The sequence below is a fragment of the Shewanella indica genome (assembly GCF_033842865.1).
Lineage (GTDB): Bacteria > Pseudomonadota > Gammaproteobacteria > Enterobacterales > Shewanellaceae > Shewanella > Shewanella indica.
Genome location: NZ_JAWXXR010000001.1, coordinates 1,588,789 through 1,610,370 on the forward strand (window position 1 = coordinate 1,588,789; position 21,582 = coordinate 1,610,370).

The 21,582-nt window shown below is 52.3% G+C and carries 17 protein-coding genes; 6 read left to right on the plus strand and 11 right to left on the minus strand.

The genetic code is table 11. The features are described 5' to 3' along the window. Positions 1–13 precede the first annotated feature (13 nt). Genes gspF through gspC form a run of 4 tightly spaced genes read right to left on the minus strand, consistent with a single transcriptional unit; the run spans position 14 to position 5,859 of the window. The gene (gene gspF / locus SIL79_RS07405) at positions 14–1,237 is read right to left on the minus strand and encodes a type II secretion system inner membrane protein GspF (protein WP_039035168.1); all 1,224 of its coding nucleotides are present in this window, start codon (positions 1,235–1,237) and stop codon (positions 14–16) included. Positions 1,238–1,240: 3 nt separating this feature from the next. Further along, positions 1,241–2,806: a type II secretion system ATPase GspE gene (gene gspE, locus SIL79_RS07410; RefSeq protein WP_039035167.1), complete on the minus strand. Its 1,566-nt coding sequence runs from the start codon at positions 2,804–2,806 to the stop codon at positions 1,241–1,243. Continuing rightward, a complete protein-coding gene (gene gspD / locus SIL79_RS07415; protein ID WP_162207108.1) occupies positions 2,799–4,922 on the minus strand; it encodes a type II secretion system secretin GspD in 2,124 nt (707 codons plus the stop codon). The genes gspE and gspD overlap by 8 nt, the downstream gene beginning before the upstream one ends. A gap of 25 nt (positions 4,923–4,947) precedes the next feature. After that, a complete protein-coding gene (gene gspC / locus SIL79_RS07420; RefSeq protein WP_039035165.1) occupies positions 4,948–5,859 on the minus strand; it encodes a type II secretion system protein GspC in 912 nt (303 codons plus the stop codon). Between the two features lie 258 nt (positions 5,860–6,117). On the opposite strand from gspC, the gene hslR reads away from it, so the two are divergent. From hslR to SIL79_RS07440, 4 genes are all read left to right on the plus strand, one after another. Next, positions 6,118–6,516 (plus strand): ribosome-associated heat shock protein Hsp15, encoded by a 399-nt coding sequence (gene hslR, locus SIL79_RS07425; protein WP_039035164.1) that lies wholly within the window; start codon positions 6,118–6,120, stop codon positions 6,514–6,516. Positions 6,517–6,535: 19 nt separating this feature from the next. Further along, positions 6,536–7,399: an Hsp33 family molecular chaperone HslO gene (hslO, locus tag SIL79_RS07430; protein ID WP_039035163.1), complete on the plus strand. Its 864-nt coding sequence runs from the start codon at positions 6,536–6,538 to the stop codon at positions 7,397–7,399. Positions 7,400–7,564: 165 nt separating this feature from the next. Continuing rightward, entirely contained in the window at positions 7,565–9,106 is a 1,542-nt protein-coding gene (locus SIL79_RS07435) for a phosphoenolpyruvate carboxykinase (RefSeq protein ID WP_039035162.1), read from the plus strand. A 188-nt stretch (positions 9,107–9,294) separates the two neighbouring features. Continuing rightward, a complete protein-coding gene (locus SIL79_RS07440) occupies positions 9,295–11,034 on the plus strand; it encodes a hypothetical protein (RefSeq protein ID WP_319619099.1) in 1,740 nt (579 codons plus the stop codon). Between the two features lie 119 nt (positions 11,035–11,153). On the opposite strand, the gene urdA is transcribed toward SIL79_RS07440, so the two are convergent. The 6 genes from urdA to SIL79_RS07470 all read right to left on the minus strand — a co-directional run bounded on the left by urdA (position 11,154) and on the right by SIL79_RS07470 (position 17,331). Then, positions 11,154–12,908: a urocanate reductase gene (urdA, locus tag SIL79_RS07445; protein ID WP_039035160.1), complete on the minus strand. Its 1,755-nt coding sequence runs from the start codon at positions 12,906–12,908 to the stop codon at positions 11,154–11,156. A gap of 42 nt (positions 12,909–12,950) precedes the next feature. After that, complete coding sequence (locus tag SIL79_RS07450) at positions 12,951–13,715, minus strand: outer membrane protein OmpK (protein WP_039035159.1); 765 nt, start codon at positions 13,713–13,715, stop codon at positions 12,951–12,953. Between the two features lie 267 nt (positions 13,716–13,982). Further along, positions 13,983–15,194, minus strand: a complete 1,212-nt coding sequence (locus SIL79_RS07455) for a sensor histidine kinase (RefSeq protein ID WP_071477112.1) — start codon at positions 15,192–15,194, stop codon at positions 13,983–13,985. Between the two features lie 2 nt (positions 15,195–15,196). Continuing rightward, positions 15,197–15,859, minus strand: a complete 663-nt coding sequence (locus SIL79_RS07460) for a response regulator transcription factor (RefSeq protein WP_144362052.1) — start codon at positions 15,857–15,859, stop codon at positions 15,197–15,199. A 1-nt stretch (position 15,860) separates the two neighbouring features. Next, the gene (locus SIL79_RS07465) at positions 15,861–16,601 is read right to left on the minus strand and encodes a helix-turn-helix transcriptional regulator (RefSeq protein ID WP_319619100.1); all 741 of its coding nucleotides are present in this window, start codon (positions 16,599–16,601) and stop codon (positions 15,861–15,863) included. A gap of 337 nt (positions 16,602–16,938) precedes the next feature. Then, on the minus strand, positions 16,939–17,331 hold the full coding sequence (locus SIL79_RS07470) for a hypothetical protein (RefSeq protein WP_071477110.1): 393 nt from the start codon (positions 17,329–17,331) through the stop codon (positions 16,939–16,941). Between the two features lie 354 nt (positions 17,332–17,685). On the opposite strand from SIL79_RS07470, the gene SIL79_RS07475 reads away from it, so the two are divergent. Both SIL79_RS07475 and SIL79_RS07480 read left to right on the plus strand, forming a co-directional pair. Continuing rightward, positions 17,686–19,506 carry a M14 family metallopeptidase gene (locus tag SIL79_RS07475; RefSeq protein ID WP_319619101.1) on the plus strand — a complete coding sequence of 607 codons (1,821 nt, stop codon included), beginning with the start codon at positions 17,686–17,688 and terminating at the stop codon, positions 19,504–19,506. 32 nt (positions 19,507–19,538) lie between these two features. Further along, the gene (locus SIL79_RS07480; protein ID WP_039035152.1) at positions 19,539–19,955 is read left to right on the plus strand and encodes a GFA family protein; all 417 of its coding nucleotides are present in this window, start codon (positions 19,539–19,541) and stop codon (positions 19,953–19,955) included. Between the two features lie 76 nt (positions 19,956–20,031). On the opposite strand, the gene SIL79_RS07485 is transcribed toward SIL79_RS07480, so the two are convergent. Beyond that, positions 20,032–21,369, minus strand: a complete 1,338-nt coding sequence (locus tag SIL79_RS07485) for a coproporphyrinogen III oxidase family protein (protein ID WP_319619102.1) — start codon at positions 21,367–21,369, stop codon at positions 20,032–20,034. Between the last annotated feature and the right edge of the window lie 213 nt (positions 21,370–21,582).

The window sequence follows — 21,582 nt, forward strand, 5'->3', positions numbered from 1 at the left end:
GGTGAAATAAGACTCAGCCACTAATCATATTGTTGAGCGCCAATATCGGTTGCAAAATTGCCAGAACAATAAACAACACTATCCCGGCCATACTCACCACCAACAGAGGTTCGAACACCCCCAAGGCGATATTGACGTTGGACTCGAACTCCCTGTCCTGGTTATCTGCGGCGCGCTCCAGCATCTGCTCCAGTTCACCACTCTTCTCACCCGAGGCTATCATATACAACATCATCGGCGGGAACAGCTTGGTATTAGTCAGTGCCGCTCCCAGACTGGTTCCCTCACGCACTCTGGCCGTGGCCTCTTCCACTGCCTGACGTACCCGCACATTCAGCAAGACCTCACTGGCAATCCGCATGCCATCAAGCAGCGGCACTGAACTGGCACTGAGGATACTCAAGGTTCGGGCAAAGCGTGACGTATTCAGCCCCTTACTGACTTTGCCCACCACAGGCAAACGTAGCAACAGCTTGTGATACTTGAGTTTGAAGGCGGGTTTGGTGAGCATCTTCTGAAACAGCAGCGCCAGCAATACTATGGCGCCGAGGACGAATAGCCCGTAATGCTGAACAAAGTCAGAGGCGGCAATCAAAAACTGAGTGGTACCGGGTAACTCCTGGCCCATATGTTCAAATTGACCAACCACTTTGGGCACTACGGCCGCCAGCAGCACGGCGATAACGCCGATAGCCACTGTGGTCAGCACTATGGGGTAGATCATCGCCTGGGTCAGCTTAGTCTTGAGCTGTTGGCGCCGCTCCGTGTAGTCCGCCAGGCGATTGAGCACCACTTCCAAATGGCCGGACTTTTCACCCGAGGCCACCATGGCGCGGTAGAGATCATCAAACACATGGGGAAACTCGGCCATGGAGTCGGCCAGCGAGTAGCCTTCCACCACTCGCGAGCGTACCGCCATCACCATGGAGGCGAGACGGTCTTTTTCGCACTGTTGGCCTACGGCCTTGAGGGCTTCTTCCACCGGCAAACCGGCAGCGACCAGAGTTGCTATCTGGCGGGTGATCAGCGCCAGTTCAGCCACAGAGATCTTCTTGCGCCGCGCCAACCAACTGCCACTGCTGGCCTTGGCTTCTTTTTCGGTGACCGGGGCGATATCCAGCGGCATCAGCTTCTGTTCACGCAGCTGACTGCGGGCCAGTCTGGCGGTATCGGCTTCGATAACCCCTTTGACCTGCTTTCCGGCTTGATTGAGCGCCTTATACTCGAATGCCGCCATGAATTACTCCTCGCGGGTCACGCGCAGCACTTCTTCCAGGGTAGTGATCCCCGCCAGCACCTTGACCATGCCATCATGGCGAATGCTGGGGTTGTGCTGACGAATATATTTTTCAATCGCCAGTTCGCCACGGCCACCGTGGATGAGTTCGCGGACGTTGTCGTCCACCAGCAGCAGTTCATGGATCCCGGTACGGCCACGATAGCCGTTATGGCCACAGCTCTTGCAGCCCTTGGCGCGATAGATCACCGCATCTTCATCGCCTATGCCCAGGAGCTCACGTTCGCGGGCATCCGGGGTATGGGCTTCCTTACACTCGTTGCATAGAGTCCGCACCAGGCGCTGGGCCAGCACCCCCAGCAGACTGGAAGACACCAGGAAAGGCTCAACGCCCATGTCCTGCAAGCGGGTAATGGCACCGGAAGCCGTGTTGGTGTGCAAGGTAGAGATCACCAGGTGGCCGGTGAGTGAGGCCTGCACCGCAATCTGCGCCGTTTCCAGGTCACGGATTTCCCCTATCATCACCACATCAGGATCCTGACGCAAAATGGCTCGCAATCCGCGGGCGAAGGTCATATCCACCTTGGTGTTGACCTGGGTTTGGCCTATGCCTTCCAGCTCGTATTCAATCGGGTCTTCAACTGTGAGTATGTTGATGTCGTTGTGATTGATTTCGGTCAGACCGGCATAGAGGGTAGTACTCTTACCCGACCCCGTAGGGCCGGTCACCAGAATAATGCCGTGAGGTTTACGGATCAGTTCATCGAACTGGTGGCGAATGCTGTCTTTCATTCCCAGTTGTGCCAAGTCCAGATTGCCGGCGTTCTTGTCCAGCAGACGCAGTACGACCCGCTCGCCGTGGCTCGATGGCATGGTCGATACCCGCACATCCACGGCGCGGCCACCGATACGCAGTGAGATCCGGCCATCCTGCGGTACCCGCTTTTCGGCGATATCCAAACGGGCCATAACCTTGATCCGCGATACCAGGAGTGATGAAAGCTTACGGTTCGGCTTGAGTACTTCCTTGAGCACACCATCGACCCGGAAACGCACCACCAGCTGCTTCTCGTAGGTTTCGATGTGAATATCCGAAGCTTCCTCTTTGATGGCTTCGGACAATAGCGCGTTGATCAGCTTGATGATGGGCGCATCATCTTCTCCTTCCAGCAGATCTTCGGTCTGCGGCATCTCTTCTGCCAGGGTAAAGAGATCCATCTCATTGCCTATGTCTTCCATCAATTGCTGCGCCTCGGAAGAGTTACTCTGATAGGCCTGAGTCAGGTAGCGCTCAAACTCATGGGCTTCCAGTTTGTGCAGCGGCAGTTCCTGGCCGGCATAGCGACGCACCTCAAACAACACAGACAAAGGCGTTGCCTGGGTGTAATAGAGGGTCAGCCGTTCATCTTGGCCTTTACTGAGCACCAGGTTGTATCTGTGAGCAAAGGCAAACGGCAGCCGCTCACGGCTGCTTGAGTGAAACAGCTCGTCACTTTCAGCCTCGGCGGTCAGCGCCAGTTCACTGGAAACCTGGGCCAGATCGTCTGTTGGCGGCTGGACTTCAGTCATCGGCTTCGTCCTGCTTGTTTTCATCCAGCGTCTTCAGGGTGGAGTCTGTTTTACGCATCTTGGTATCCAGTCCCTTACCCTGCTTGTAACGATCGAGGATCTCATTGACTTCGGGTGGCAGGTATTCTTCCTGGCTCCACTCTTCCAGCATGGGCACATCAGTCCTTGGCATCAGGTTGATACCACGTTCCTGCTGTTCCAGCTGCAGGGCTCGGAAGTAGTTGTATTTACGGCCGGCAATGCCTTCCATGGTGACACCATCACGGATGATGGTCGGCTTGATAAATACCATCAGGTTCTTTTTCTTCTTGCCGCTGCTGGATGACTTGAACAGATGCCCCAGAATCGGGATATCGCCCAGGAAAGGTACTTTCTGGACGCTTTCCTGTACCTCTTCATTAATTAGCCCCCCCAGCACCACGATTTGGCCCGAGTCGGCCATTACGGTAGTCGTCAGGCGGCGGGTGGCAAAGGTCACGTCCACATTGGTCTTGCCGTTGATGCCGGAGACTTCCTGCTCAATGGTGAGCTTGACGGCATTGCCTTCGTTGATCTGCGGCACTACCTTGAGCTTAACCCCGACTTCTTTGCGTTCAACGGTTTGGAATGGGTTGCTGTTGCCATTGCTGGAGTTCTGCGCGCCAGTAAGGATGGGCACTTCGTCACCGACGATGAAGGAGGCTTCCTGGTTGTCCAGGGTGGTAATAGAAGGGGTCGCCAATACGTTGGAGTTGGTATCGCTAGACACCGCCTGTATCAGAGCGCCAAAGTCGCCCATGGTCACACCCCAGGCCATGCCGTTTACCTTACCGAGCGCCTGGGCCAACAGGGTGATATCGCCCTTGGTGTCAGGGTTATCGGTACAGGTCAGGTTGTCACCCGAACCGGTACAGGTCTGGGAGGCTTTCTTGTCCTGCGCATTCCAGATACCCGCACCAATTTCACCTATGGTGGGTCCCAGGTTGTTGAACTGAGTACCACCACCGGCCTCTGTGGCCCATTGGATACCGAAGCCCACATCATCCCCTTCGGCGACCTCGACTATGATGGCCTCCACCAGTACCTGGGCGCGGCGGATATCCAATTGGTTGATCACGCTCTCCAGGGTACGCATCTGATCTGGCTCAGCGCTGATCACCAGGGCATTGGTGTCTTCATGGGCCATGATATTGATTTCATTGCGGCGTTTACCGCCGGCGCTGCCGGGGGCTGGTGCTGCACCATCTTTCGCTTCCAGTTTTTGGGCAAACCCTGTCAGCACTTCCACCAGGTCTTCGGCCTTGGCATAACGCAGATAACGCACCTTGGTATTGCCTGTGCTGGCCTGTTCGGCATCGAGGCGATGAATAAGCTCTACTACCCGCTGACGACTGCGTTCATCACCACTGACCACCACGGCGTTGATCCGCTCATCGGCCACCACCTTGGGCGCCTGTCCCGGTAGCTGTGCCTGGTTGGCGCTGGCGCGATAGAGGGTATCTATGATCCGCACCATCTCACCGGCAGAAGCGTATTCCAAGGGCACTACCTGCACTTCAGTGTCACCCTGCTTGTCTACCCGGCGCACGATTTCCACTAGCTTGTTGACCACATTGGCACGGCCGGTGATCATCAACACATTGGAAGGATCATAGTTGACCACGTTGCCGCCACCGGCATTGTCATTGAGCTGACGCAGCAAAGGCGCCAGTTGCTTGGCTTCTGTGTTGTACAGCGCCACAATGCGGGTCACCATCTCGTCGCCAAGACCCGGGGTATTGTCATCGGCAACCCGAATCGAAGAGGTCTTGGCGTCTTTGTCTTTAATCACCTTGATGACATTGTTTTCCAGCTCGACCACAGCATAGCCGTAGACCTGCAGTACGTTGAGGAAAAATTGGTAATATTGCTCGTCGTTGAGCATGTCATAGCTGCGGACGTTGATTTTGCCGCGAATAGTAGGATCGACAATGATGGTCTTGTTGAGGTTTTTACCAACTATGTTGATAAACTCCTGAATATCTGTGCCTTTAAAGTTTGCCGCATATTGCTCAGACCAAGCGCTTGGCTGGGTCAGCAAGGCCGCGGTAGCTACCAGACCAGCGATAAGCTTGGTTCGAATCCGTTTATTGTTCATTATTGTGCTTTCCTCTAAACCTGCTTTATTGCGGCAAACTGAACATGATTTCAACCAACTGACCTTCGCGCTCTACCATCACAGAGACTTCGGTCAGCTCCGGCAACTGGCCCATCACCTCCAGCGCCTGACTCATATCAGTTAAATCATAACCATTGATGGATTTTGCCAGGTCATTGGGCTGGAACCCGGCATCCTTGAATAATCCGGCATCTTTGCCCGGATTGAGTCTGTACCCTTGCACTTCGCCATCCTTTTGAACCGGTGAAATTGCCAGGTAATCGGTAATCTTGCTGGGATCGGCCAGCAACTCATCGCGGGAAGCCACCAACTCGCGGCCAATGTCGGCATCACGGCGGTCAACCTTGGTCACGTCACCACCGCTGCGGGCCTGTTGCAGCTGAGCATTGGCTTGTGACTGAGTAGTATATTGCAGGCCGTCGAGCATCAGGGTTTCGTAACGACCGGCATTGGTAATAATGATACGGTCGGCATACACCTCTTTCAGCGATGCTGAGGTGCCCTTGATCTTATCGCCCAGACTGTAGGTTTCCTGGCTGCCTTGAGACTCGATAATCGCCAGGCCTTTCTGCTCGGCGCTGGACGCCACCACCCCGGTCAACAGAATCGACAGTGACGTTTTGGGCGCATCTGTGATCATTTCAGTTGAGACTTCTTTAGGCTTGGTGCTGCTGGCGTCTTTTTTGCCGAACAGCGCCAAACCATTGATACCGCTGATATCGACATTCTGTGATTGGGGACCAGACACCGGGGTTGGTGTCCAGTTGGCAGTCGGTTTTCCTGTTGGGATCAGTTTCCAACTAATCTGTGCCGTCAAATACAGAACCAATAGCAACAATAGCCAAAACACGGCGGTGCTGGCGGGTTTTTGCGGTATGCTGCCCGTCTTGGCGATAATCTTATCCAATAAATCCATATTTTCCGGACCCTCTAATCAGGTCTCTGTTCTGATTATAATAGTGAATGAAACCTTCGCCATGCTAACTCACACTCTTGTTTGCAACAAGACCATAACAGGGGGTTGGTTGGCGAAAATTGTACGATTATGCTACCTTTGCGCGCCTGGAAAGGGTGTGAAGCGCTCCACTGTTTAACCCCGTATTGGCGGCTTGGACAAGGGGTTTATCCCCGAGTTGTGAGCTCATCCCCTTTTTCAATTATGACAGGAGTATCCATGGCCAATAGCAATGACAACGCCGAGGCGGTCCGGCTCGATAAATGGCTCTGGGCGGCGCGCTTTTACAAGACCCGCGCCCTGGCCAAAGAGATGATCAACGGCGGTAAAGTACATTACAACGGTCAAAGAGCCAAATCCAGCAAGCTGGCAGAAGTCGGTGCGCGCATTAGGTTACGCCAGGGATATGACGAAAAAGAGATCGTCATAAAAAAAGTTTCCGGTGTCCGTCAGGGAGCGGCTATCGCCCAGAGCCTGTACGAAGAAACGCCGCAGAGCATACAAAAACGGGAAAGCAATGCTGAAGCCAGAAGGCTCAACATATTGCATAATCCGGCGCCCGATACCAAGCCGGATAAGAAACAGCGGCGGCAAATCATTCGCTTCCGCGAGACCTGAATTAACTGTGAGAAACCCAATGAACCAAGATACTCTCCATCGCTATCTGTTTGATAACGCTGATGTAAGGGGTGAACTGGCCCAGCTTGGTGACAGCTATCGCCAGATAATTAGCACCCATGATTACCCGGAGCGCCTTAAGGTCCTGCTGGGTGAGTTGCTGGCGGCGACTTCGCTGCTGACGGCAACACTGAAATTTGAAGGTGATATCAGTGTACAGCTTCAGGGGCAGGGTGGTCCGGTGTCACTGGCGGTGATCAACGGCAATAACCGTCAGGAATTAAGGGGCGTTGCCCGCTGGCAAGGCGAGATTGCCACAGATGCAACACTGGATCAGCTCTTTGGCCAAGGTTATATGGTCATCACCCTGACTCCGACCGAAGGTGAGCGTTATCAAGGGGTAGTGGCCCTGGATAAGCCCAGCATCGCAGAATGTCTTGAGAGCTACTTTGCCCAGTCGGAGCAATTGCCTACAGGTATTTGGTTATTTGCCAATGGTGAACATGCCGCCGGTATGCTGTTGCAGGTATTGCCGAGTGAGCAGAGTGAAAATACCGAGTTTGAACACCTGACTCAGCTGACCGCTACTATTAAAGCTGAAGAATTGTTCAGCCTGCCGGCTACTGAAGTCCTGCACCGTCTTTACCATCAGGAGCAGGTACGGTTGTTCGACCCAGTAAGCGTCAGCTTCAAGTGTACCTGTTCCCGTGAGCGCAGCGCTGCAGCGATCCGCACCCTGGCGAAGGAAGAGATAGACGCTATCATTCAGGAGAAGGGGCTGGTGGAGATGGGCTGTGAATATTGCAACAGTCACTACCGCTTCGATGCCATCGATATCGAAGCCATCTTTGCCAACAGTCAGACACCTAATACTCCCCAATAACGGGGGCAATATTCAGTTGTTTTTAAGAGAGCGAGTGATCGCTCTCTTTTTTTTGTCATTTTTCAGAACGTGCTCACACTTTAGCCGCGGCTTAAGTTACAATCGCGCCAACCCGACAGCAGACCGGGACCATATCAGACCTCATAATAGATGGAGACCTTACTTATGGCGGCAGAAGCAAACCGCATTCAACTCAACCTCAACAGTGCCCAACTGGTCGAGCAGGCGATTCTGCGCGGTGAAGGCAGATTAACAGCCAACGGTGCTCTGGTGGCTCAGACCGGCGAGCGCACCGGCCGTTCCCCCGCCGACCGTTTTATCGTCAAGGAGCCGGGTACCGAGGCTGATATCGAGTGGGGCGTGGTCAACCAGGCGTTTGAACCTCAGAAGTTTGCCGCCCTGTGGGAGCAAGTCGAAGCCTATCTGGCCGACAAACAAGTATTTGTCTCTGAGCTGGAAGTCGGCGCCGATGCCGAACACTACCTGCCTATCAGAGTCACGACCGAATACGCCTGGCACCAATTGTTTGCCCGTAATCTGTTTATCGTACCTGAGCACTATAACCAGAGCCACAAACCCGAGTGGCAGATCATCAACGCCCCAGGCTTTGTCTGCTCACCCGAGCGCGATGGCACTAACTCGGACGGTGCAGTGATCATCAACTTCGCCGAGCGTAAGGTACTGCTGGCCGGTATGCGCTATGCCGGTGAAATGAAAAAATCCATGTTCTCGGTACAAAACTTCCTGCTGCCGGCCAAAGATGTACTGCCTATGCATTGCTCGGCCAACGTCGGCAAAGATGGCGACACAACTCTCTTCTTTGGTCTTTCAGGTACAGGCAAGACTACATTGTCTGCCGATCCCAAGCGTTTTCTGATCGGTGATGATGAACACGGCTGGGCTGAAGGCGGCGTCTTCAATATTGAAGGCGGCTGCTATGCCAAGTGTATCGATCTCAGTCAGAAGAATGAGCCGGTGATCTGGGATGCGATTCGCTTCGGTACTGTGCTGGAAAACGTGGTGCTGGATGCTCAGCGAGTGCCTGACTACAAGGATGCCAGCCTGACCGAGAACACTCGCGCCGCTTACCCACTGGAGCATATTGCCCAGCGTAAGGAAGATAATCGTGGTAACGAGCCTCACGCCGTGGTGTTCCTCACCTGTGATGTTTCCGGCGTCTTGCCTCCGGTAGCCAAACTTAGCAAGGAGCAGGCAGCTTATCACTTCCTCTCGGGGTATACCGCCAAGGTAGGTTCCACCGAAGTGGGCTCAACCGCCGCGATTCAGTCGACTTTCTCCACCTGTTTCGGTGCTCCCTTCTTCCCTCGTCCTGCCGGGGTTTATGCCGAGCTGTTGATGAAGCGTATCCAAGCCTTCGGCAGCCAAGTTTACCTGGTGAACACAGGTTGGACCGGCGGCCCTTATGGCGTCGGCAAACGTTTCGACATTCCTGTCACCCGCGCCATAGTGGATGCCATCGTCAGCGGTGAACTCAAAGAAGTGCCGACCGAACATATCGAGCAGTTGAATCTGGATGTCCCGGTTGCCATTCCCGGCGTCGACAGCGCGCTGCTCAATCCGGTCAACACTTGGGCTGACAAGGAAGAATACGCCAAGTATGCCAAACAGTTGGCTGAATCTTTCCAGAGCAACTTCGCTAAGTATCAGGTCTCCGATGCCATTAAGGCTGCCGGTCCTAAAGCTTGATGACAGCAGTAAATGATAAAAACGGCTCCTGAATGGAGCCGTTTTTATTGGCCAATTCCTGCTCTTGTCATAAAAGGGATTTAGTCTATTCAATGGACTCGCAAAGACTTAGTGCTTTCGGGGGGTTGTGATCACCCCAAAGGCTAAGGAAAATGCACCTTCAAATTTAATTAATCACGGACGATCAAATGGTTAAACCAAAGTATCTCGCAGTACTTCTTAGCGCCACGCTGCTTTCCGCCTGCGGTAATTCCGACTCAGATGACAACCAACCACCTGTGACCAAGGATATCAGTGTTCTGGGACAGGTCAGTTATTTGGGGGCTGTAGCTGGTGCTGATGTTTGCGCCGATCTCAATCGTAACTTGTCTTGTGATGCCGATGAGCCCACAACAACAACCGACAGCGACGGCAAGTATCAGCTCGATTGGCGCAGCGATGAGCCTACTCCCGATTATTATCTGCTGGCCAGCTGGATAGCGCAGACCAGCGACAACCCCCCGGTCAAACAGCAGCACAATAAGCAGAGTGTCACTGCCCGAACCGCTGATGACGGCAGCCTGATGCTCTTTGCCCTGAACCAGCATACGGGCGCCATCAACCTGGTAACCCATTTGGAATTCAGTCGTTTCCAGCAGATGTTGCAGGCGGGCATTAGTGATGCCAAGCGCGATTCCCTGCTTAAGGAACTCAGGCAGTTATATTCTCTGCTGTTCGCCACTGAAGGCAAGACCCCCTACCAGATCCCAGCCGAGGTCACAGCAGCGCCGACCTTTGCCGAGGCCTTCTGGCTACTGCAACATATTCACGCTTTGACAGCAGCTCAGATAGAAAAGCTTCTCGGGGAAGGTAATCATGAGGCAATTCTGGCGGCCGAACAGACCCTGGCTATGACTCTGAATGAGCTGCGACACTTGATTGCTGCCAGTGGTCAGACAGCGGCGACATTCCTGGCAACAGATCCCCAAGAGGTGCGGAGCAAGGTAAACAACGCCATGGTGGTCCTGGGTTATCTGGAGCCTCAGGATGATAAAACCATGAACGACAATGACTGGGTGATAGTGCTCAATGGTTTGATGGAGGATGATGAGCAAGCTCATCTGCTGGATTTGGGGCTGAGTGGCGCACAGGAGTTTTTCTCCCTGCAATATGGTGACCCCTCAAAATTTTTGATCGGTAGTGTCAACCAAGGCAAGGTTTTGGCCCAGGATATTCCTCTGGGAGATGAAGTCGCTTCCGAGTGCTGGAATACCCAAATGGATCGCTGGATAAATGCCGAACGCAAGGATCAAGGCTATCGCCCAAGCGCGCCGGTTATCGAAGGCAATCAACTGCACACCTTCTATGATGGTACTCAGGTGCCAATCACTATGCAGGTGGACAAGTACCAGACCGGCGATGAAGACTGGCAAAGCTTGTTGGCAGGCACCCCGGCTGTCCTGCAGTTAGCCAAGCTCGAATGGCCTGGGCAGGTTTACCGCATCTGGACAGCGCAGCAAGCCGATGTGATGTGTCGCAATGAAGAGTTTGTTTCCTGGGAGATGCCGGTTGCCAACGCCGAAGCTCTCGACTCCAGGGCCTTGATTACCCTCTTTTGGCCTATAGCAACAGAGGATGAAATTACCCTGGATGGCGAACAGCGTTTTACGCTTAACTTTGGCGATGCCCCTGAAAGCTACGAGTGGCAGCTAATCCAGAGCCCGAGTGGTGCGCCTTTGTTGCAGATCACTGAGCTGCTGGACAATCCTGAGTTGGCCGACAAGGTTTTACCCAGTGAATATTTGATCCAAGGTGGCCAACTCATTGAAGTGGATATCTACCGTGCCTTTGATTTCGATGCCGGCAGGCAGCAGTTACGACTCACCTACGAGCAAAGCTTCAGCGAGCCCTTGTATCAACATCTGAAGCAATTGGCACAGGCTAATTGAATACGGTGTGATGGAAGTGAATGTTTGTTGCTATCGCCTTCAATGAAGGAATCGCGATAAAAAAACGGCCCTTACGGGCCGTTTTGAGTTCTGGGGAGATAGATGAGTTGTTTGGCGGCTTAGTTGGCGGCAGCCTGCTGACCGGCGATACGGCCAAAGACAATGATGTCAGTATAGGCGTTGCCACCCAGGCGGTTGGTACCGTGAGTCAAACCTGTCACTTCACCGGCGGCAAACAGACCTGGGATTACCTTGCCTTGTTCATTCAGCACGTGGGTCTTGGTATCTGTTACCAGACCACCCATGGTGTGGTGTACTGATGGCGTGGCTTTCAGGATCCAATATGGGCCCTTGCTCAAGTCCACCAGCCCGGCTCTGTGGTTGAAGGCTTCATCCTTACCGGTTTTCGCATAGTGGTTCACATCCTTGATGGTCTTCTTGAGGTTTTCCAGCGGAATGTTGAATACCTTGGCGGCTTCTTCAATGCTGTCTACTTCATACATCAGACCACGGCTGGTGAAGTCTTTGTATTCACCCTGGTGCATACCAATGGTACCGGCTACATCATCAATGTCCTTGTTCCACAGAACATAGGTGTAACGACCGGGTTGTTCCAGAATCGCATGGGAGATCACGTCGCGACGTTCCAGCTCTTCCACAAAGCGCTCACCGTTTTGGTTGACCAGAATCGCGCCAAAGAAACGGGAGTCGGCGATCAGGGCAATGGCTCCTGTCTCTGGGTTACAGATAGGGTAGGTTTGGATATAGCCCAGGTTACGGGTGTCGGCATGGATCTTCTCACCCATGACAATACCGTCACCTGTACCACCTGAAATACCTGTTGTACCGTAACGCTCATCCAGCTCTGGGTTGTATTGCTTGCGCATAGCCACGTTGGCAGAGAAACCACCGGTAGCGACAACAACACCGCGCTTGGCATGATAAGTGATCTTCTTGCCGTTCTTGGTCGCCTCAACACCGACCACACGGCCATTGTTGTCCATCAGCAGACGGTCGGCGGTAGTGTTGGTGTGAATAGGCAGACCGACTTCTTCGGCTTTCTTGGCAAACTTGCCGATCACTTCGGCGCCCGTGTGGCCTTTGGGGATCAGGGCGCGCTTGACGCTGTGACCACCAAACTGGAACAACTGGTTGGGATAGAACTCAACCTTAACATAGTCACGCAGCCATTCGGCGGCATTGACGGCATTGTCCACCATCACCTTGACCATCTCAGGGTCACCCTTGAAGTCGCCCCCTTTGAGTGTGTCTTGGATAAACAGCTCTTTGGAGTCGGTAATCTCCATGTTTTTCTGTACCCAGCTACCGGCTACGTTCATTTCGGCGCCGGAGATCAGTGAGTTACCACCTATGATGGGCATTTTTTCAATGATAACGGCAGAAGCACCGGCTTCCATGGCCTCCAGACCGGCACTGAAACCGGCGCCGCCTGAACCTATCACGACTACGTCATAGGTGTATTCGGCTGGTGTCAAAGCTTCATTATGCTTGGCCGTGGCACTTGCGGCTACCAGGGTCACCCCGGCAGCTTCAATACTGGCGGCTACGGCTTTCTTGAGAGCATCTGAGGTCACGGTTGCACCGGAAACCCCGTCAACTTCTACAGAGTTGTTATCTATAATGGCTTGCTTTACATCTTTGAATGCGGCGGCGGCCAACACAGGGTTTTCTTTCTGCTTCAGCACGTCGATAGCCACAATACGGCCATCCTGAATGCTGGTTTCAACCTGGATCTCACCATGCTTGCCCTGGGCAGTCCCCTGACTCTTGATGATCTCATGGGTCACCTGACAGCCGGTAATCACCACGGCAGTGGATACGGCCACGCCCAAAACGGATTTGTTCAACTGCATATTCAGTTCCTGTCGATTAAAAAAGGGAGCTTGGCTCCATTGTTAAAACTGGTATCCGAAAGCCAACCCATACTCGATACCGTCGTTGTACTGTGCGCCCCAGCTATCGTACTGAGTCAGGTGCAACTTGCCGTAGAAGGCATCGGTAAAGTGGGTCTGCCACCCTAGAATGATCTGGTGCCCATAGCTGTCGTAACTAAACAGCTTTTGGTGCTCTTCGTCCCTGTCTATCTGCGCTTCGTAGTTGACGGATAAGTTGTGCTTCAATCCGGCAAAACTCAGCGGGTATTTGGCGTTGAGCACCAGGGCGTAACCTGAAATGTCATTGAAGTTCTCATCTGTTGGTGAGAAATGACCAAAGGTATAGTTGAAGCCAACCCCATAGTTCAGTGCCAAATTGCCAAACTTACTGTTGTGCGTAACCCCCAGATAAAGGTTGTCTTCGACCAGAGTCTCACTGGCAGAGATAAAGTTCTGGGCCCAAAAGTTAAAGCCGCTTTCACCCAGTTTGTGCTCTATGATTGCCAATGCCTTTAGAGTGGTTTTACCATCTTCATTCTTCTGGTTTTCTGCGACTTCCCCCGGATTCTCCAGCTTGATATTGGCGAAATAACTGCCCCAATCGGCCAAACCCAAATGATTTAACTTGAGAAAGGGTTGGTTAAAGACGCCAGGGTTATCATCTTCGGTATCACTGGTATAAAATTTATAACCAAGATCCAGGCTGGTTTTGGTCACATCGGCCTGCACATTGGCAGAAAATGCCATAGCCAGTGCCACCCCACTCAACAACCATTTTGAGTTCATAATATTTCCTCAGACAAATAAAATGCCAAGTAATTGAAAACTTTAAACACATGAATTAGACGAGAAAATAATAATTAATTGTTGCCAATAACTGCTGTGATCTTGGTCGATTACAATCCTTAAAAAAATAAACTCTGTGGTTTAAGGAAGTAGGTGATAAGAGAACATAAATTAAGTGAAAATTCCGTCAAATAAATAAAAAAGAGACAGCGAAAGCCATCTCTTTTTAAAATGGTAATAAAATATAAGCCTAACTCACATTTTCCTTTAATCTGTAATTTCTATCTCGGCAATAAACATTTGTGGAGTTCTATATTCCTTGAACTGCCAGCCCAGTTGTTTCGCCAGCCGTTTGACCAACATAAGTCCCAGACCAAAGCCTCCCAGACTATCCTGTAAGGTCGAGTTACTGACCCTGATACGTTTACCTCTCTGCTCCACCTTGACCTCACCTGTGCCATGTTCGAGTGCGTTGCGTAGCAGATTATTGAGCATGATGGACAGAGGCTCTTTCAGCACCTGAAGTTGGGTATCGTCACAGTCCAACTGAATCATGCCCTGCTTGCCCTGAGCATGTTCCTGCTCGGCGGCCAACTGTTGCAGCAATTCAGCCGGCATCAAAGGTTGTTTCTCCAGCTGAGTGCTGCTCTTGTTGGTGAGCCAAAGCAGAGTTTCTATGATGGATTTCATCTGCGCTGTCGCTTGGCTGGCGGCCAGTACTGGCCCGGTCAACTTGCCCTTTTGCAAGGTGAGCAGCTCAAAGGATGACTGGCAGATAGCCACAGGCGTGCGCAGTTCGTGGCTGGCAAAGCGCAGGAAGTTGAGCTCCCTCTGCTGCGCTTTTTGTAATTGCTGCAACGAAGTATTGAGCGCATCCACTATCGATTGCAGCTCGGCATAGCCTTGTTTGGGAAAACTGAAGCCATTCATGCTTTGCCAGTCGTGTTGCTTGATCGCCTGACTGATTTTGTGCACCGGAGTGATTACCTGTTTTTGCATGTGAAACGCCAGGCTGGCCACCACCCCGAAGGTCATCACTATCAGCAATAAAATGGCGGTCATGTTCTTGGGTGCAAAGACAAGATCATGGGTGGCATCATAATGTAGCCATAGATACAGCGGCTGGCCTGAAGCCGTGTAGTGGACACTTAAGGCATCGATATAGGGGCCATCGAGATGCTGGTAGCGGATGCCGGTTTCTGCAGTGGGAGGCTGAAAGTCATTGATGGCTTTTATCTTATCCGGTACCCGCTGCCAGTCGGCAAATACACTGATGTTGTCGGTATCCAGCTCGGTACTGCCTTGGGTAAATACCGCCTCGGCTGCCTGGCCTGCGTTATGCAAGGTGATTTCATGCATGGAAAACATGCCGGTGCACATCATGCAAAGGGGGATGATGCTATTGATGGCCAGAGTGACCGCTAGAAAAATAAGCCCATAAATTTGATAGCTGCGCTTGAGACTGAACTTGGGCATCATCTTCAGTCACTCCTCAGGCAGAGTCCTACCCCGCGAATAGTGTGGATTAACTGGCTGTCGAACGGCTTATCCACTACCCGCCGCAACAGATGCAAATGGCTGCGCAAGCTGTCGCTGTCCGGGGGACAATCGGGCCAGAGCATACGTTCTATCTCTTCCCGCTCCACGGTTTCCGGGCTGCGGCGAGCCAGCAAAGCCAGTATCTGCCAGCCGGTGCGGCTTAGAGATAACTGCTGCCCTTGGCGATAAGCCTCGTGTTTACCAAAGTCCATTTCCAACTCACCCAATTGTAGTTTTGGCGGTGCTGGACGGCGCTGAGCCACTACCTTGATGCGGGCGACCAGCTCCTCCATGGCGAAGGGCTTAATAAGATAATCGTCGGCGCCGGCATCAAAGCCGCTCAATCTGTCATCCAGACCACTGCGGGCGGTGAGCATGATCACCGGCGTGGTCATACACTGGGCCTTCCAGCCCTGGCATGCTCGCACACCGTCCCCGTCAGGCAAGTTGAGATCCAGCACCACCACATCAAAATGCTGCTGTCTCAGCAGTTCATTGGCTTGAGCCAAGGTTTCGGCATAGTCACATTCAATACCCTTTATCGCCAGGTATTGAATGATATTGTTTGCCAACAGACGATTATCTTCGACCAGCAGTATTAACATGTCAGATCAACTCAAATTGATGGGCCAGATGGATTAGATTTGCCCTGTTGCTGGCACCCAGTTTTTTACGCATTGACTCCATATGGTATTCAACCCCACGGACACTAATGTGCAGTCGATCAGAGATCTCATGATTTTGCAGTCCGGTTGCCGCCATTCGCAGCACTTTTCTGGCGTTGGTCTTGAAGATCCGGCTTTGCAGAAACGGATTGAATCTCTGCCTGTCATGTTCAAACAATAGACTCTGAGCCAAGATCAGGGTCTGTTGCAAACGCTCAGGTTGCGGATCCGGATGACCTGAACCCAACAGCATAAAACGGCCAAACCAAGTCGGGTTGGCATAGCTGGGCACGGGGAAGCTCAGAACAGTGTCATAACCATGTTTGGCGAACAGGACTTTTACCGGGTCATCCTCTTGCCAGCGGTAACACCAGGCTTTGTTTGCGCATAAAGACTCGGCGAAATTATTGTCGCTGCGGGCATAGTGTTCCAGATAGTACTGTTGCAGGGTTGCTATCCGACAGGAGGACGCCAGTGACGCGATTGGCCTTCGTAGCCACACGGGGGCGAATAGGCCTTGATTTCCCGGGTGCTCCAAATACTCCCTGGCGTTGCTTGGCAGCCCTTGAAACCAAAATCCCTGGAATCCTTGCGCGGCAATCAAAGGACCGACGGTTTGCAGCACTTGCCTTAAACTGCTCTCTGCTTCTGTGAGTGCAGTCTTGTTCAATACTGTACTCATGCGATTACTCCTCAAGAACAAGAATCAAAGCCAAAATAACCCAGGCTATGAAGTGAACAAAGATAGTTGAAACAGATATATAGGCTAGGCTACAAAAATGTAACTCTATGTAAAGTCGTCGGTTATTTTGACGTTATTTTGACATCGATTGTTCTATGATGCCAAAACAAGCAGCAAGTTGGATATAGCGTACGCTTGACTTTAAAGCGACAGCTATGGCGCTCAAGAGCGCTAAACATCTTCCCGTATCGGTTACACGGTCGAGCAACAGTCCGCAGCAGTCCGCATCAGTTCACCACTACGCTGGCTCATTATGCCAGAGTCCAAGGCATCTGACTCAGTGCCCGAAAACCCATTGAGCAAAGGCTATTCCCGGTTCTTTCAACATAGAGCCCCGGAGGTCAATCCTACCGGGGCTTGGTTTTCTTGGAACTTCATCAGGAATTGCGTTGAGGCCTCGACATCCGGGGTAAACAACCTGTTTGCGCAGCGCCTTTAATAGTTGCTCATTCTGGGGTGACAACTGCCTGTGATTCACTTTCTTCTGCAGATCCAGCGCCTGGGCCACCTGCATCAGCTCAAAGCCATAGATACGTGCCACGCCATTCACTACCTTGCTGAGATTCTTACCGGCCTGGAAGCCGACGCAGAGCACACATGGGACTTGTTCGCACTTTCCCTTATTAATGTGAATGCCAAAAGCACCATTGATAATTAAAACGGCCGTCACATTAAAATACTACTTTACCTATATAAGCTATTTGTCCAGCCGTTAATGATCACTGGTATAGATATAAAATTCTTTTTTAATTTTCTTAGTTAAGAAATTACAACACAGAAAATAACTTAAGAAGCGAGATTAGATATTTATTCAGACTGGACTGCAAATATGTAAATTACTGCCCTTGAATGCCATTTTTTGACATTACTTTGACGAAACAAAATTTAGGGAGGGGCAGTTTGCTTTCATTGCTATAACCACAAAATAAAGGGAGAGTCACTCCGGGTGACTTGCAGGGCTGAGTAAATTGGTTAAAGATAGAGCGCTTCAACAATAACAATATCCTGTACCCCGGAGCCTTTCATGCGCATGCTGTCCCTGCTCTGGCTCGCTGTCGCGACGTTACCCGGCGCCGCACTTGCCGAACCAGCCATCCAAGCCAACACCTATATCAATGATGCCATTTTGCCGCCGCTCAAATCCTGGAGTGGTGCCAGCGAGGCCTTAATGCGTGCAGCCGACGACGGCTGGGCCACGCCTTTTGAACAATCCGGCGGTATTGAAAGCCCAAGCTATCAGCAGACCTTTGCCTGGCTGGATAGGCTGATGACCCAAAGCAACAAGCTCAACAAGGTCAGCCTGGGCAAGAGCCCCCAGGGCCGTGATATCTGGATGATAGTGGCCAGCGCCGAAGGTGCCGCCACCCCGGCACAGCTGAGACGCAACCATAAGCCCAATGTTCTGGTGCAAGCCGGGATCCACTCGGGTGAAATTGACGGCAAAGATGCCGGCATGATGTTATTGCGGGATATCATAGTCGGCGACAAGGCCGAGCTGTTGGAACAGGTCAACCTGCTGTTTGTACCTATTTTCAGTGTCGATGCGCACGAGCGCTCCAGCCAAAGCAACCGGGTTAATCAACGCGGCCCACTGAACATGGGCTGGCGAACCACCAGCCAAAACATCAACCTCAATCGTGACTACGCCAAGGCCGACAGCATAGAGATGCAACACATGCTGACCGCCATCAACGACTGGCAGCCACAGCTGTATATCGATGTGCATGTCACCGACGGTATCGATTACCAATATGATGTGACCTTTGGTTACAACCTGTCTCAGGGGCTGAGCCCCGCCGGCTACAACTGGCTGCAACAGGAGTATCGCCCGGCGATAGAACAGGCGCTGACCCAGGCAGGTCATATCCCGGGACCTCTGGTCTTCGCCTTGGACAATACTGACTTGAGCAAGGGCATGTCACTGTGGAATGCTTCGGCCCGTTATTCCAACGGCTATGGCGATGCCAGACACCTGCCGACCATATTAATTGAAAACCACAGCCTCAAGCCGTTTCGGCAACGGGTGCTGGGCACTTATGTGATGCTGGAGCAAACCCTCAAGACGGTGGGGGCCAAAGCGACCAAGCTGCGTGCGGCGATAGAGAAAGACAAGTACCGCTACCCACGGCTGGTGACCCTGACCTGGAAGTCACAAAAGCAGCAGCAGGGCTGGGATTTCAAAGGCATAGACTACCAATTGGAACAGAGCCCCATTTCGGGCAAACAAGTGGTGCGTTGGACCGGCGAGTCCAAGCTGTATCCCAACCTGCCGGTAATAGGTAATACAGAGGCGGATATCCGGGTCAGCCGCCCGGCCGCTTACTATATTCCGCCCCAGTGGCAAGAGGCGATTGCCAAGCTATCGCTGCACGGCATTCGCATGACTCGCCTGGAACAACCTCAAACACTGAAGTTGCAACAATATCGCCTCAGCGACCCCCAGTTTGCCGCCAGTGACTATGAAGGCCGCCAGAGAGTCAGTGCCAAGGCCAAACTGGAAAAGGTTGAACTCACCTTGCCTGTCGGCACGGTCAAGATAAGCACTGAGCAGCCGCTCGGCGATCTGGCGATGATACTGCTGGAGCCGCAATCGCCCGACTCACTGCTGCAGTGGGGATTATTCAACACCATATTCACCCGCACCGAGTATATTGAGGACTATGCGGTTGAACCTCTGGCACAACAGATGCTGGCCAATTCCAAAGCGCTCCAGGCCGAATTTGACCAGGCGCTCAAAGACCCGGCATTTGCCGCCGATGCCAAGGCCAGGCTGCGTTGGTTTTACGAACGCAGCCCTTACTATGATAAGGCTTACCTGGCTTATCCCGTCTATCGCGCCAGATAGGTGCTGACGATAAGCTATTCCGGAGTTGAGCGATGAAACAGCAGGATCAGTTACAGGGAGGCTGCCTGTGCGGCGCCATACGTTATCGCCTCGAGGGGGAGCCGTTTGATGCCGACCACTGTTACTGCGGTCAATGTCGCAAGAGCACAGGGGCTGTGGTAGGCAGTTGGATGGACTTCAGGCTGGAGCAACTCACTTGGCAGGGGGAAGCCGTGCGGCAATACGCCTCCTCGGCCAAGATCCGCCGCGGCTTTTGCCCAAACTGCGGCACCAGCCTGAGTTATCGCAGTCTCGATCATCCCGAGTTTATCAGCTTGAGTATTGCTTCTTTGGATGACCCAGACAGAGTGGTGCCCAGATATCATATCTACTGTGCCGACAAACCCGCCTGGTTGGAGATTAGCGACGACTGCCCCCGTTATCCCGCTAATCGCAGTCAAGGCGACTAGCCGTCGGCAGAACCTTTATTGCACAATAAAAAAATCCGCTCTGTGGCGGATTTTTTGTCATTGATTGCGCCAAAGCTTACATATCACAAGGCTTCAGCGGTTTACGCAGCTGCGCCCGGACATTATCCATACCGGAATAAAACTCTTTCATCATCAGCAGACCCATCATCTTGCCGTTGTCTGTAATGATCAGCTCATCCGGATTTTTAGGATCATTCTTGATAGCGCCAATTAACTTCATCGAGCTCATCTCTTTGAACAGGGCCGTGTCCAGATTAACGCCAAAGGTATCGCGGAAATACTTGCGCGACAGACGGCCAGAGAACATCCCGAGCAGGAAACGATACTGCATCACATCTTTCTTGCTGTACTGCTTTTGCTGCTCAACACCCATCTTGCCGCTGGCGATCCGCTCCTGATACTTGCGCAGCGAGAAAGTATTCACATGCAGGGTATCGTTAAGGAAACTGAATGAGCCTGAACCCACACCCAAGTATTCGTCGTAGTCGATTACGTATTCGTCAAAGCCTTCATCGTTGGCCTTACCAAAGGCCCAGGCCGACAACTGGTTGTACTGGCCATTAAGGGTATTGAGGATCATTCGGTACTGGTTGGCCATATCGGCCTGAGGCGCCGCCAGTTTCCCTTTGACGCTCTTGCGGGTCTGGTGGGTGATCATCAAGGGATAAGTGGTGATCTGGCGTGGATCCAGTCTGGAAGCCATATCCAAGTCATGTTGGATCACTTCGTCTGTCTGACCGCGGAAACCGAAGATCAGATCGACGTTGATAATCGGAAACAGCTCTTTGGCGGCCATGATCTTGTCGAATGTCTGCTGGCCGGTACCGAACTTTTCCAACCTGTCTGTCATCTTGAGGATGTCATCATTGAAGCTCTGCACCCCGATGGACATGCGGTCAACCAAGCCCTTGAGCTGTTTAAAGCCAGGGCTGTCCAGGTGTTGGGGATCCGATTCACAGGAGACTTCCTTGATGGAAGGGAACAGGGTCTTGGCATACTCGATAGTACGCGCCAGCTCATCTTCAAGCACTGTTGTAGTGCCGCCACCTATGTACATGGACTCGAAGTCGTAGCCCAACTGCTTGACCATATCCATCTCTTTATGCAGCGCCACAAAATAAGCGCGGGCCTTGTCTTCCTTGAACAGGAAACGATGGAAGGTACAGTAAGAGCAAAGCGTGTGGCAGAAAGGGATATGGGCATAGAGCATGTATTTCTTGCCCTCTACCGGTGCCGGCATTACATCCGCAGAAATAGTGTCCAGCCTCAGGTTCTTATCAACATAGTACTGCATCACCCGCTCCATAGCCCCCAGCATCCAGTTGGGTACTGTGATATTGGCTTGGTATGGGGTGACCAGTTGGCGATCGAGAGTTTGGATAATTGACGACATAAGGCTTCCTGTTAGTTTTGCTAATCCTTAGATACCACAATCAGTTAGATTATTTCCAAGGTACTGCCAGCTGTTTGTAGACTACCTCCTGTGGAGTAGTTAAAACGTGAACTGGCTAGAAGATAACAATACCTATCAGTATCGGAAGTGATGTTTTGTTAAGCAGATCATGTTTTAGCATTAACGGATGAAAAATCAACCTTTCGAGGGGTG

Excerpts from the sequence above, each read along its gene's own strand:
- urdA (WP_039035160.1), bottom strand. The coding sequence starts at position 12,908 with ATGCAGTTGAACAAATCCGTTTTGGGCGTGGCCGTATCCACTGCCGTG.
- SIL79_RS07480 (WP_039035152.1), top strand. The coding sequence starts at position 19,539 with ATGAAACAGCAGGATCAGTTACAGGGAGGCTGCCTGTGCGGCGCCATA.
- gspE (WP_039035167.1), bottom strand. The coding sequence starts at position 2,806 with ATGACTGAAGTCCAGCCGCCAACAGACGATCTGGCCCAGGTTTCCAGT.
- SIL79_RS07435 (WP_039035162.1), top strand. The coding sequence starts at position 7,565 with ATGGCGGCAGAAGCAAACCGCATTCAACTCAACCTCAACAGTGCCCAA.
- SIL79_RS07475 (WP_319619101.1), top strand. The coding sequence starts at position 17,686 with ATGCGCATGCTGTCCCTGCTCTGGCTCGCTGTCGCGACGTTACCCGGC.
- hslR (WP_039035164.1), top strand. The coding sequence starts at position 6,118 with ATGGCCAATAGCAATGACAACGCCGAGGCGGTCCGGCTCGATAAATGG.
- gspF (WP_039035168.1), bottom strand. The coding sequence starts at position 1,237 with ATGGCGGCATTCGAGTATAAGGCGCTCAATCAAGCCGGAAAGCAGGTC.
- SIL79_RS07440 (WP_319619099.1), top strand. The coding sequence starts at position 9,295 with ATGGTTAAACCAAAGTATCTCGCAGTACTTCTTAGCGCCACGCTGCTT.
- gspD (WP_162207108.1), bottom strand. The coding sequence starts at position 4,922 with ATGAACAATAAACGGATTCGAACCAAGCTTATCGCTGGTCTGGTAGCT.
- SIL79_RS07460 (WP_144362052.1), bottom strand. The coding sequence starts at position 15,859 with ATGTTAATACTGCTGGTCGAAGATAATCGTCTGTTGGCAAACAATATC.
- SIL79_RS07465 (WP_319619100.1), bottom strand. The coding sequence starts at position 16,601 with ATGAGTACAGTATTGAACAAGACTGCACTCACAGAAGCAGAGAGCAGT.
- SIL79_RS07450 (WP_039035159.1), bottom strand. The coding sequence starts at position 13,715 with ATGAACTCAAAATGGTTGTTGAGTGGGGTGGCACTGGCTATGGCATTT.
- hslO (WP_039035163.1), top strand. The coding sequence starts at position 6,536 with ATGAACCAAGATACTCTCCATCGCTATCTGTTTGATAACGCTGATGTA.
- SIL79_RS07455 (WP_071477112.1), bottom strand. The coding sequence starts at position 15,194 with ATGATGCCCAAGTTCAGTCTCAAGCGCAGCTATCAAATTTATGGGCTT.
- SIL79_RS07485 (WP_319619102.1), bottom strand. The coding sequence starts at position 21,369 with ATGTCGTCAATTATCCAAACTCTCGATCGCCAACTGGTCACCCCATAC.
- gspC (WP_039035165.1), bottom strand. The coding sequence starts at position 5,859 with ATGGATTTATTGGATAAGATTATCGCCAAGACGGGCAGCATACCGCAA.